General features: G+C 56.5%; 11 protein-coding genes. 3 read left to right on the top strand and 8 right to left on the bottom strand.

From position 1 onward, the window contains the following. Positions 1-432: 432 nt before the first annotated feature. Positions 433-1833, top strand: a complete 1401-nt coding sequence (mdtD, locus tag HFD95_RS16715) for a multidrug transporter subunit MdtD (protein ID WP_010258829.1) — start codon at positions 433-435, stop codon at positions 1831-1833. On the opposite strand, the gene rbsR is transcribed toward mdtD, so the two are convergent. The 7 genes from rbsR to HFD95_RS16680 all read right to left on the bottom strand — a co-directional run bounded on the left by rbsR (position 1830) and on the right by HFD95_RS16680 (position 8213). Then, positions 1830-2813, bottom strand: coding sequence for a ribose operon transcriptional repressor RbsR (rbsR, locus tag HFD95_RS16710; protein ID WP_033759297.1), 984 nt, complete (start codon positions 2811-2813; stop codon positions 1830-1832). The two genes, mdtD and rbsR, sit on opposite strands and share 4 nt — an antisense overlap. Positions 2814-2826: 13 nt before the next feature. Continuing rightward, on the bottom strand, positions 2827-3756 hold the full coding sequence (gene rbsK, locus HFD95_RS16705) for a ribokinase (RefSeq protein WP_010258835.1): 930 nt from the start codon (positions 3754-3756) through the stop codon (positions 2827-2829). Positions 3757-3818: 62 nt separating this feature from the next. Beyond that, on the bottom strand, positions 3819-4694 hold the full coding sequence (rbsB, locus tag HFD95_RS16700; protein WP_052270980.1) for a ribose ABC transporter substrate-binding protein RbsB: 876 nt from the start codon (positions 4692-4694) through the stop codon (positions 3819-3821). Between the two features lie 25 nt (positions 4695-4719). Then, positions 4720-5691 (bottom strand): ribose ABC transporter permease, encoded by a 972-nt coding sequence (rbsC, locus tag HFD95_RS16695; RefSeq protein WP_010258841.1) that lies wholly within the window; start codon positions 5689-5691, stop codon positions 4720-4722. Then, positions 5688-7196: a ribose ABC transporter ATP-binding protein RbsA gene (gene rbsA, locus HFD95_RS16690; RefSeq protein WP_167430519.1), complete on the bottom strand. Its 1509-nt coding sequence runs from the start codon at positions 7194-7196 to the stop codon at positions 5688-5690. The genes rbsC and rbsA overlap by 4 nt, the downstream gene beginning before the upstream one ends. 7 nt (positions 7197-7203) lie before the next feature. Continuing rightward, positions 7204-7623: a D-ribose pyranase gene (rbsD, locus tag HFD95_RS16685; protein WP_003849483.1), complete on the bottom strand. Its 420-nt coding sequence runs from the start codon at positions 7621-7623 to the stop codon at positions 7204-7206. A 182-nt stretch (positions 7624-7805) separates the two neighbouring features. After that, positions 7806-8213, bottom strand: coding sequence for a YgiW/YdeI family stress tolerance OB fold protein (locus tag HFD95_RS16680; protein ID WP_010258845.1), 408 nt, complete (start codon positions 8211-8213; stop codon positions 7806-7808). Positions 8214-8375: 162 nt separating this feature from the next. Here HFD95_RS16680 and qseB point away from each other — a divergent pair, with 162 nt between their 5' ends. Together qseB and qseC are read left to right on the top strand one after the other, a co-directional pair. Continuing rightward, positions 8376-9047, top strand: a complete 672-nt coding sequence (qseB, locus tag HFD95_RS16675; protein WP_010258847.1) for a quorum sensing response regulator transcription factor QseB — start codon at positions 8376-8378, stop codon at positions 9045-9047. Further along, positions 9035-10390 (top strand): quorum sensing histidine kinase QseC, encoded by a 1356-nt coding sequence (gene qseC, locus HFD95_RS16670; protein ID WP_029519717.1) that lies wholly within the window; start codon positions 9035-9037, stop codon positions 10388-10390. Before qseB ends, qseC begins: the two co-directional genes overlap by 13 nt. 15 nt (positions 10391-10405) lie before the next feature. Here the strand turns inward: qseC and kup are convergent, their stop codons facing one another. Further along, a complete protein-coding gene (kup, locus tag HFD95_RS16665; protein WP_010258849.1) occupies positions 10406-12274 on the bottom strand; it encodes a low affinity potassium transporter Kup in 1869 nt (622 codons plus the stop codon). Between the last annotated feature and the right edge of the window lie 57 nt (positions 12275-12331).

The following is a 12331-nucleotide window of genomic DNA, read 5'->3' as shown; positions in this document are numbered from 1 at the left end:
CGGAGACGCTGATATCAATCCTGCGAGTGCCCACACAGATTGTCTGATAAATTGTTAAAGAGCAGTGCGAACAGTGCCTTAGCGTCCTGTCGCGAGGTGGCGTATATTACGCTTTCCTCCTGCAGAGTCAACCTCTATTTCAGAAGTTTTTCTCCGGCGGCGCAGTCTCCTGTGCCTTTCAACCCGCTCCCCGTTGCCGGTGTTCCGTGTCGATGGAGGCGCATTATAGGGAGTTTCCGCGGGCTGACAAGCGTTTCTTTGAATTAATTTGCTGAGCGCATCTTTTTTAAACGAACGGCTTAAAAAGAGACGTTTCATGACGGAATAACGCACAAAAATCGCCATTAAACGTTGTAAAGAGACCTGCCGTTGCTTAATGCGGGTGCTATTATTTTGCTTCTTCTCGCAGGATAACCCCAGGAAGGATACTCAATGATAAAATCCGCGCGCAGCATGGCTGGTTTGCCATGGATAGCTGCCATGGCCTTTTTCATGCAGTCACTCGACGCCACCATACTGAATACTGCCCTGCCCGCTATCGCCACCAGCCTCGACCGTTCTCCTCTGGCCATGCAATCCGCCGTCATCAGTTACACCCTGACTGTCGCTATGTTGATTCCGGTCAGCGGCTGGCTCGCCGATCGCTACGGCACGCGCAAGGTATTTATCGTTGCCGTTTCGCTGTTCACCCTGGGCTCGCTGGCTTGTGCACTTTCTCCCACACTCCAGGTACTGGTCATCTCGCGCATCATACAGGGCGTCGGTGGCGCAATGATGATGCCGGTCGCGCGACTGGCGCTGTTACGCGCCTATCCGCGCAGTGAGCTGTTGCCGGTGCTCAACTTTGTCACCATGCCGGGATTAGTTGGCCCGATACTGGGGCCAATGCTGGGCGGCGTGCTGGTGACCTACGCGACCTGGCACTGGATTTTCCTGATTAATATCCCGATTGGCATTCTCGGCATTATCTACGCACGCAAATATATGCCGGACTTCACCACGCCGAAGCGCCGCTTCGACTTTTTCGGCTTCTTATTGTTCGGGGCTGGACTGGTGATGATCTCGATTGGGATTGAGCTGTTTGGCGAGCGGATTGTTTCCGCCTGGCTGGCGGGCGGGATATTACTCAGCGGGATTGTGCTTTTGCTTCTTTATATAGTGCATGCCCGAAATCACCCTTCGCCACTGATCAATCTGCCGATGTTTAAAACCCGGACGTTCTCAGTGGGCATCGGTGGCAACATCGCGTCACGTCTTGGCACCGGTTGTGTGCCCTTTTTGATGCCGCTCATGTTGCAGGTCGGCTTTGGCTATTCAGCGATTATCGCGGGCTGCATGATGGCACCTATCGCCATTGGTTCAATACTGGCGAAGTCGACGGTGACGCAACTGCTGCGCTGGCTGGGTTACCGCCGCCTGCTGGTTGGCATTACCGCCATTATTGGCATTCTGATCGCCAGCTTCTCTCTGCAGTCGCCCGCTGAAAGCATCATTGTGCTCTTACTTCCGCTGTTTATTCTCGGCATGGCCATGTCTACGCAGTTTACCGCCATGAATACCATCACCCTGGCCGATCTGAATGATGATAACGCCAGCGGCGGTAACAGCGTGCTGGCCGTGACTCAGCAGCTAGCGATCAGTTTTGGTGTGGCCGTCAGCGCCGCGGTGCTGCGCTTCTACCAGGAGTTTGAAACCAGCACCATTTCACAGTTCCACGCCACGTTTATGACCATGGGCGTGGTAACAGTATTGTCGGCGCTGACCTTTATGCTGCTGAAAAACGGCGATGGCCGTAATCTGATCAGTAATCGCGACAAAAAGAAAAAGCGCTAAACCGATCCACGCACCACCAGTTCCGGCGTCAGCACCAGCGTTTGCTGACTGGCGTCGGGATTGCTGAGACGATGGAGCAGGGTGTCTATCGCCAGTTCACCCAGCGCATCTTTCGGTTGATGAATGGTACTCAGTGGCGGAGTGAGATAGCGCGCCAGTTCGATATCGTCATATCCCATTACCGCCATCTGCTGCGGAACCTGCATGCCGGCCTGATAGAGTGCGTGATAAACGCCCACCGCCATGGCATCGTTGCTGGTGAAAACCGCTTCCGGCGGCGTTTCCAGCGCCAGCAGTTCGACCATCCCGTTGTAGCCTCCCTGGAATTCAAAGTCACCATTCACCACATAGCCGGGCAGAATCGCCAGGCCACTCTTTGTCATGGCGTTGCGATAACCTTCCAGGCGCATACGAGCCGGGGTTTTATCCTGTGGACCGGCGATACAGGCGATGCGGGTATAACCACTGTCGATAAGATGCTGAGTCGCCAGCTCCCCGCCCAGCAGCGCGTTATCCTGAATAATGTCACCACGGCCTTCAAACGGCGCCCAGTCCATCATGACGGCAGGTATAGAGGGATAACGGTTCAGAATGTCGGCCGAGGGCAGGTGACTTTCCGTACACATAATCAATAAACCGTCGACGCGCTTCTGCATCAGCGTTTCCAGGCTGCGGTTCATCCGCTCTTCATCACCTGCCGTGTTACAGAGAATCAGGCTGTAGCCACGCTGATAGCAGCTCTCCTCCACACCCCGCACCACTTCGGCATAAAATGGGTTACTACTGGTGGTCAGCAGCATACCGATCGTGTGCGTCTGATTGATTTTCAGACTGCGCGCCAGCGCAGAGGGGGCGTAATTCAGATGGCGGATGGCCTGCTCAACTTTTTCGCGCACGCCTTCACTAACAAAGCGATTGTTATTGATAACGTGCGAGACAGTGGAGGTAGAGACGCCCGCCAGGCGAGCGACATCTTTCATGGTGCTCAAATGCTTAGCCCTGCTGCTGCAAAAATTCATCGATCTCCGCGCGCCACGGCACGGAGGGCTGCGCACCCGAGCGGGTAACGGCGATAGCAGCGGCGGCATGGGCAAACCGCACCGCGTCATACATCGTTTTCTGCTCCAGTCGCGCGGTGATAAAGGCGCCATTAAAGGTGTCGCCCGCCGCGATGGTGTCGATAGCTTTAACACTGAAGCCAGCAATACGCTGACCTTCTCCCTGCTCGCTCAGCCAGACACCGCGGCGACCCAGAGTAATCAGAACCGTGCCGATACCTTTCGCATGCAGTACTGCCGCAGCGCGGGCGGCATCTTCATCGTTGCTGACCGCAATGCCGGTCAGACTCTCGGCTTCGGTTTCATTCGGGGTAATAATGTCGATCAACGCCAGCAGTTCATCTGAGAGCTGAGTGGCGGGTGCAGGATTGAGAATAACCTGCGTCTGATGCTGTCGGGCAAGCGTCGCGGCGGCCAGCACACTTTCCAGCGGTGATTCCAGCTGCATTAATAGTGCATCGGCGTCGGCGATAACCTGCTGATGGCGCGTCACGCAGGCGGGTGTTAACGCCGCGTTTGCACCGGAGTAGATGCCGATGTTGTTCTCACCGTCACCATTGACGAAAATCATCGCCACGCCGGTTGACTCACCCTCGACCACTTCGACCGGCGTGGTATCAATATTGTCCTGGGCCAGTTGCTGACGAACACGTTCACCAATGTCGTCAGCGCCCACACAGGCGATAAATGCGATATCGGCACCAGCACGACCGGCGGCGACAGCCTGATTCGCACCCTTACCGCCAAACGCAATCTGATAATTCTGCCCGATCACCGTTTCACCGGGACGAGGAAAGTGCGCCAGATTAAGGATGTGGTCAGCGTTAATGCTGCCAAGAACGGCCAGTTTTGCGTTTTTGCTCATTAGGGGAGTCCGAAATAAGTGCGCCACCAGGAGGGTGGCGCAGTGCCCTGCTTTTCTTTGAGTTATTGAGTGACCAGCTTCAGGTCGACCGGGTTGATCGCCTTCACTTTTTCACCCTTCAGCACTTTATCAGCGGTATCTACGCCGATCATGCCAATTTTGTCTGGCATCTGTGCCACGGTCGCGGACAGTTTGCCACCTTCTACCGCTTTAACGCCATCAGCAGTACCGTCAAAACCAACGACGATCACACCAGTTTTACCAGCGGTCTGCAGCGCACGCAGTGCACCCAGCGCCATTTCGTCGTTCTGAGCGAATACGGCCTGAACGTCCGGGTGTGCCTGAAGCAGGTTCTGCATGACGTTCAGACCTTTGGTACGGTCAAAATCGGCTGGCTGGCTGGCGAGGATCTGGAATTTATGCGCATCAGCGGCCTGTTTGAAGCCTTCGCCACGCTCACGGGCGGCAGAAGTCCCGGCAATGCCCTGCAGTTCAATAATTTTGGCGCTTTCGCCGACTTTTTTGGCGATGAAGTCGCCGGCCATTTTACCGCCGAAACGGTTATCGGAGGCGACGTGGCTGACAACGGTGCCCTGTGCCGCAACGCGATCCAGCGTGATAACCGGAATGTTCGCCTGGTTAGCCATCTTCACCGCATTGCCCACAGCATCAGAGTCGGTTGGGTTGATCAGCAGCAATTTGGTGCCGCGAACCGTCAGATCCTGCACGTTAGCCAGCTCTTTCGCCGGGTTGTTCTGTGAATCCAGCACCACCAGGTTGTAGCCCAGCTTGTCCGCTTCTTTCTGCGCGCCCTCTTTCAGCGAAACAAAGAACGGGTTATTCAGGGTTGAAACCACCAGCGCGATAGTATCTTTGGCCATAGCGCTGGTACTGAGCGTTGCGCCAAGGATCACGGCCAGTGCGGTTAACTTTTTCATCATGTCATCCTGTGTAAGGTCAGAGTTATTTACTGCTTTTATTATCTACCAGCACCGCCAGCAGGATTACTACCGCCTTAACGATCATCTGGTAGTACGAAGAGACGCCCATCAGGTTCAGGCCATTGTTCAGGAAGCCGAGGATCAGCGCGCCAATCAGGGTGCCGAAAATACGGCCCTTACCGCCTGCCAGGCTGGTTCCGCCCAGCACGACCGCAGCAATCGCATCCAGCTCATAGCCGGTACCCGCTGTCGGCTGTGCCGAAGAAAGGCGCGCCACTTCAATGGTGCCTGCCAGCGCTGCCAGCATGCCACTCAGTGAATAGACGATGATTTTGACGCGATTCACATTGATGCCGGAGAGACGCGTTGCCGCTTCGTTACCGCCAAGCGCATAGATATAGCGACCCAGACGGGTGTGCTGCAGCATGTACCAGGCAGCAATAAAGACCAGCGCCATCAGCCAGACCGGCGCAGGGATACCCAGCGGACGACCAATACCAAACCAGCCCAGCAGATCGGCATTGGCATTAAAACCCGTGTTTACCGGACTGCCATCGGTATAGACCATGGTGACACCACGCAGCAGCAGCATCATGACCAGCGTGGCGATAAACGCCTGCACTTTGCCGCGCGCCACAATGGTGCCGGTCAGGGCACCGATTGCCGCTCCCAGCGCCAGCGACGCCGCCACCGCGACCAGGGCATTGACCTCCATACCCACCAGCGATGCACCCACCGCGCCCGTCAGGGCCAGCAGCGATCCTACAGAGAGGTCGATACCAGAAGTCAGGATCACCAGCGTCATCCCGACCGCCATAATGGCGTTAACCGAGGTCTGCTGCAGAATGTTGAACAGGTTCGCCACGGTAAAGAAGTTCGGGCTCTGGCTGGCCACCACAGCGATCAGCACCATCAGCGCAATCAGCGACTTCTGTTCCAGTAGCCAGCTTTTGCTAAACCAGCGACGGCTGGCAGGTAAAGTTTGGGTCGTCATACCACTAAATCCTCGCTGTGTTGCTTGCCTACGGCGGCTGCCATCAGGCTCTCCTGAGTGGCTTCTTCTCGGGTAAATTCGCCGCTGATACGGCCTTCATGCATCACCAGAATCCGATCGCTCATGCCCAGCACTTCCGGCATTTCCGAGGAGACCAGAATGATGCTCAGCCCTTCGGCTTTAAACTGGTTAATCAGTTGATAGATCTCTTTCTTCGCGCCGACATCCACACCGCGTGTCGGTTCATCCAGAATCAGTACGTTAGGCCGGGTCATCAGCCCGCGGGCAATCGCCACTTTCTGCTGGTTGCCGCCCGAAAGCAGACCAATGGGCTGCTCCATTGAAGGCGTTTTAACGTTAAACAGCCGGATAAAGTCGCCCACGGCCAGCTGCTCTGCCGCATGTTTCAGCGTGCCGCTGCCGTGACTGAAATAGCCTAACGCTGTCAGCGACATGTTCTCTTTTACTGACATGCCCAGCACCAGGCCATCGCGCTTACGATCTTCGGAGATATAGACGATGCCGTTAGCCAGCCCATCCTGCGGTGAGCGCGTCACCACTTCCCGACCATTGAGCCACAGTGTGCCTTCGCGACGCGGCAGGGCGCCGTAAAGCACCTTCATCAGTTCGGTACGGCCCGCGCCCATCAAGCCAGACACGCCGAGGATTTCACCTTTGCGCAGGCTGAAACTGACGTTATCCACGCCCGGTCCGCTGACGTTTTCCACTTTCAGCCGCACGTCGCCTGGTGCCTGATCAATATGGGGATATTGATCTTCCAGCTTACGGCCGACCATCATCTCGATCAGGCTCTCTTCGGTCAGTTCGCTGACCGGGCGTTCAGCAATAAACTGACCGTCGCGGAACACTGTGACGTCATCGCAGATCTCAAAGATCTCTTTCATGCGATGCGAGATATAGACGATGCCGCAGCCCTGCGCTTTCAGTTCGTTGATCACCCGGAACAGCGACAGCGTTTCGGTATCAGTCAGCGCATCGGTCGGCTCATCCATGATGATCACCTGCGACTCAAAGCTCAGGACTTTGGCGATTTCGACCATCTGCTGATCGCCAATCGACAAATCCCCCACCAGCCTGTGGCTGCTGAAGCGCAGATTAAGCCGTTTAAGCAGCGCATCAGCTTCGGCATACATACGCGGCCACTGGATACGGCCAAAACGGCTGACATATTCGCGGCCGAGAAAAATATTCTCCGCCACGGTTAACTGAGGGATCAGGTTCAGTTCCTGATGAATGATGCCAATACCCGCTTCCTGAGACGCTTTCGGCCCGCTGAAACGGGTCTCTTTGCCCAGCCAGCGCAGCGTACCGGCATCATATTGATAGATGCCGGTCAGAACTTTCATCATGGTGGACTTGCCTGCGCCGTTCTCGCCCACCAGCGCCATCACGCGTCCTGCCCTGACATTCAGCGACGCCCCCTTGAGGGCTTTCACACCCGGAAAGGATTTTTCAATGCCGTCGAGTTGCAGTAAAAGTTGCATAGCGGCCTCAGAAGGTCACACCGGCGCTGAGGATGACATTCGCAAACGGAGAGCACTCTCCGCTGCGAATGACCGCCTGACTACGCTGCGTTTGTTGTTTGAATTGTTCATGACTGGTGTAGCTGATGGTGATGATATTCCCCTGGTGCTGTTGCAAGGCTTCGAGCACGGCGACAAGCGCGCTATGAAGTTGCGGATTATGCTGCTTAATCTCTTCCGCGATCAGGGCGCTCTCTACCTGCATCTCCAGTGCGACAGCATTAACCACCTGCATAAAATCGGGCGTACCCGGCGTGAGCGCTAAATCGATGCGCTGCGGTCCGGCCGGAATCGGCAAGCCTGCATCGGCAATCGTCAGCGTATCCGTGTGTCCCAGGCGGGCAATCACATGAGAGAGTTCAGCGTTTAACAAGCGACCTTTTTTCATCTTTTCACTCCACAGCGAAACGTTTCGCTGTCAGGAGTGTATGAAAAGCCGCCATCAACTCAACCGGCAAAGAAGAAATCTGTGATCGCTATCGAAACGTTTCGCTCACGCGGGGAGAAATTTGTATTAAGTCGGGGGAGGGGCAGAAAAAAGGGCCGCGAACGCGGCCCCGGAGGAGAGGATTAAGGCAGTTTCTTAACCTGCTTAACGTCCATCTCAATGCTGTTGAAATCTTTATCCAGTTCACCCGTCAGCTCGACGTTGTCTTTAGGTGAGATAGTCTGACCGTTCCAGTGCTTGTGGTCGATTTCGACTTTCATGGTGCCGGTCTGGTCGCGGAACAGATAATCTTCGTTGCCGATCTGTTTCTCCAGCTTACCGCGCACGGTGACCCAGCTGTCATCTTTCATCTCTTCAGCCTGCTTTACGGTCACCACACTGGTGTGATCGGCACTGAAACCACCCTGACCGGCTGCTGCCTGCGTCTGTGCGGCTGGCGCACTGGGATCAACAAATCCACCCTGCTGTGCAGCGAAAACCGGGGCGGAAGCCAGCATTACGACGGCCAGAATTGCAGCGTGCTTTTTCATTTTTTCACCTCTTTTCCATGATGTGGTTCGTCTTGTTGAGCTTAGTTGACCATAAAGTTCTTAACAGCTTCTTAAGAGGCAAAAATAAGCTATTTTCGCCGAAATCAGCTGTACAAGCAGGAAGTTGCTTCGTATAAAGCGCTATCGGAACAGGGAGACGTGATGCGTATTTTACTGATTGAAGATGATCGTTTAATTGGCGACGGTATCAAGGCGGGGCTGAGTAAACTGGGCTTCAGCGTTGACTGGTTTACCTCTGGTGAGGCGGGCTTTAACGCGCTGGAGGCCGCGCCCTGGGATGCGGTGATCCTGGATCTCTCACTGCCCGAGCGGGATGGGCTCGATATTCTGCGGCAGTGGCGACAGCAGGGCAAAGATGTACCGGTACTGATACTGACCGCACGCGATGCGCTCGATCAGCGGGTCGAAGGCCTGCAGCTGGGCGCCGACGACTATCTGTGTAAACCTTTTGCCTTAACCGAAGTAGCTGCTCGCTTACAGGCGCTGATCCGCCGCCGTCATGGCCAGCTGCAGCCCGAACTCCGGCACGGTAATGTGGTGCTGATCCCCGGCAGCCATAGTGTGATGCGCGAAGGTGAGGCGATTGCGCTGAAAAGCCGTGAACTGGCGCTGCTGGAACTGTTTATGCGAAACCCGGGCCGGGTGCTGACACGCAGCCAGCTGGAAGAGAAGCTCTACAACTGGGACGCCGATGTCTCCAGCAATGCGGTAGAGGTTCACATTCATCATCTGCGTAAAAAACTGGGCAGCCAGTTTATCCGCACGCTGCACGGCGTCGGTTATACCCTGGGAGCGGCTGAATGCGATCAATGAGCCTGTTTCTGCGGCTGGGTATCGGTTTTGTGCTGCTGCTCGGGATCTGCTGGGCCAGCGCCAGCCTGAGTGCCTGGCATCAGACACGTGAAACCCTTGATGAGCTCTTCGATACCCAGCAGATGCTGCTGGCAAAGCGTCTGCTGACGCTGGATTTCTCCTCGCTGGACAACGCCACTCTGCCTAAAACCAAAGAGATACTGCGCCACCATCGCGGCGATCAGGATGACGACGCCCTGGCCTTTGCCGTCTTCACGCGCGACGGCCGGCAGGTGATGAATGATGGTGACAATGGCCGCTACCTGCCGTTTGAGGCGGAGTATCAGGGATTTCATGAGGGTCAGCTCACCAATGATGACGATCGCTGGCGGTTTGTCTGGCTGACTACGCCCGACCAGCAGTTCCGGGTGGTGGTGGGTCAGGAGTCCGAATACCGTGACGACATGACGCGGGATCTGATGAAAGCCAGCATGCTGCCCTGGCTGATCGCGCTGCCCTTTATGTTGCTGCTGCTGATCGGTCTGGTCTGGTCTGAACTGCGCCCCCTGAAGACGCTGGCACAGCAGCTGGCGCAGCGCGCACCCGATGATGATACGCCGCTGCAGGCAGACCGCGTGCCGAAAGAGGTGCAACCGCTGATGGTCGCGCTCAATGGTCTGTTCAGCCGCATCAGCGCAATGATGCAGCGTGAACGGCGCTTTACCTCTGATGCCGCACATGAGCTGCGCAGTCCGCTGGCGGCGCTGCAGGTGCAAAGCGAGGTGATCCAGCTGACTGCGGATGATGAAGTGATGCGAAGCCATGCGCTGCAGCAACTGGATGCCGGCATTATCCGCGCAACCCGGCTGGTGGATCAGCTGCTGACGCTCTCACGGGTTGAAGCTGATGATGCACGCAGCGCCTTCGAAACGGTGGCGCTGAAACGCACGGTCCAGGAGACGCTGGCTGCACAGCTGCCGCTGGCGGATAAAACGGGTGTCACGCTGCGGCTGCATGCTGACGCCGATCCGCAGATTCAGGGGCATCCGCTGTTACTGTCACTGCTGGTGCGTAATCTGCTGGATAATGCCATTCGCTATACGCCAGCGGGCAGCGAAGTTGATGTGCGGCTTCAGGCGAACAGCCTGTCGGTAGAGGATAACGGCGAAGGTCTGAGTGCAGCCGATCTGCAACGGCTTGGTGAACGTTTCTGGCGACCGCCAGGTCAGGAGAAAAGCGGAAGCGGGCTGGGATTATCGATAGTCCGCAATATCGCCCAGTTGCACGGGATGCAGGTCAGCTTCAGCCAGCGATCGGGTGGCGGATTATGCGTCACGCTGCGCTGGTCAGCGCCCGCCCCGTAAGGCGGGCACTGCAGATCAAATCTCGACCTGGGTGCCAAGCTCAATCACCCGGTTTGGCGGGATCTCAAACTGGTCTGGCGCACGGAGCGCATTGCGCTGCAGCGCCAGGAAGAGTTTGCCACGCAGGCGCAGATACCACGGCCGTTTGCCGATAATCAGCGACTCATGCGACATGAAGAACGATGTCTCCATCATGCGGCAGTTGAGCCCTTCCAGCCCGCAGCGGTGGAAAATCTCCTCGACGTTTGGCGTTTCGCGCCAGCCGTAGCTGGCCACCACCCGCCAGAAGGTGGGTGACAGCTGCTCAATCGTCACGCGACGCACGTTGTGCACGTAAGGCGCATCTTCTGTCCGCAACGTCAGCAGCACCACCCGCTCATGCAACACTTTGTTGTGTTTAAGGTTATGCAGCATGGCAAACGGAATCACATTCAGCGCACGCGACATATAGACCGCGGTGCCCGGCACGCGAACCGGCGGCGATTTCTCCAGTGACGCGATCATCGCCTCCAGGGAGTTGCCATGCTCGTGCATGCGGCGCAGCAGGCGGAAACGTTCGCTTTTCCACGTCGTCATAATGATAAACATCACCAGGCCGAGACAGAGCGGCAGCCAGCCACCGGAGAAGATTTTCACCAGGTTGGCGGTAAACAGCGGCACATCGATACAGAGCATCAGTACCAGGATGACGGCAACCGCCAGCTTATTCCAGTGCCAGTTTTTAACCGCCACGGTACAGGAGAGCATCGCGGTCAGCACCATGGTGCCGGTGACGGCGATACCGTAGGCCGCAGCCAGATTACTTGAATGCTCAAAGCTGATAATCACAATCAGCACGGCGAAGTAGAGTACCCAGTTAATCACCGGAATATAGATCTGGCCCGATTCGCGCTCAGAGGTGTGGATGATACGCATCCCCGGCAGATAGCCCAGTCGCACCGCCTGGCGCGTCAGCGAGAAGACGCCGGAGATCACCGCCTGTGAGGCAATCACCGTGGCCAGCGTCGCCAGAATCAGCATCGGGATCAGCGCCCAGTCCGGCGCCAGCAGGAAGAAGGGGTTTTTAATCGCTTTGGGATCGCTGAGTAACAGCGCGCCCTGACCAAAGTAGTTCAGGACCAGCGACGGCAACACCACCGAGAACCAGGCCAGTCGGATCGGCACTTTACCGAAGTGACCCATATCGGCATACAGCGCTTCAACCCCGGTAATCGCCAGCACCACCGCGCCAAGCGCGAAGAATGAGACAGATTTATAGTGCAGGAAGAACTCGACCGCATAGGCGGGATTCAGCGCATGCAGCACTTCCGGGTTTTTCATGATGCCGCTGACCCCCAGGATCGCCAGCACCAGGAACCACACCAGCATCACCGGCGCGAAGAGTTTGCCCACCATGCCGGTGCCATGTTTCTGAATCGCAAACAGCAGCGTCAGCACCGCAATCGACATCGGCACAATAAAGGGATCCAGCGACGGCGCGGCAATCTCCAGACCTTCAATGGCTGACATCACCGAAATGGCCGGCGTGATCACCACTTCCCCATAGAAGAAGCTGCCGCCAATCAGGCCCATGATCACCAGCACTGCCGTGGCGCGTGCACCCGTATGGCGGCCCGCCAGCGACATCAGTGTCAGAATACCGCCTTCACCGGCATTGTCGGCGCGCATCACATAACTGATGTACTTCAGTGATACCACCAGCACCAGCAGCCAGAAAATCAGCGACAAAAAGCCAAACACCGCTTCCCGCTCAACGCCGAAGCCGAACTGTCCGGAGAGACATTCACGCAAGGTATACAGCGGACTGGTGCCGATATCCCCGTAAACAACACCAATAGCGGCCAGCGTTAATCCGCGAAGTGACTGCTTATTATCCGAGCTCATAGAGTTATCTTTTGTTGGAGTCTAAGAGGCGCAACAACCCCTCGCTCAGGCCATCAA

Origin of the sequence: Pantoea sp. EKM10T (genome assembly GCF_011800685.1) — a bacterium.
Taxonomy (GTDB): domain Bacteria; phylum Pseudomonadota; class Gammaproteobacteria; order Enterobacterales; family Enterobacteriaceae; genus Pantoea; species Pantoea agglomerans.
This window is presented reverse-complemented; position numbering and strand designations above follow the sequence as displayed.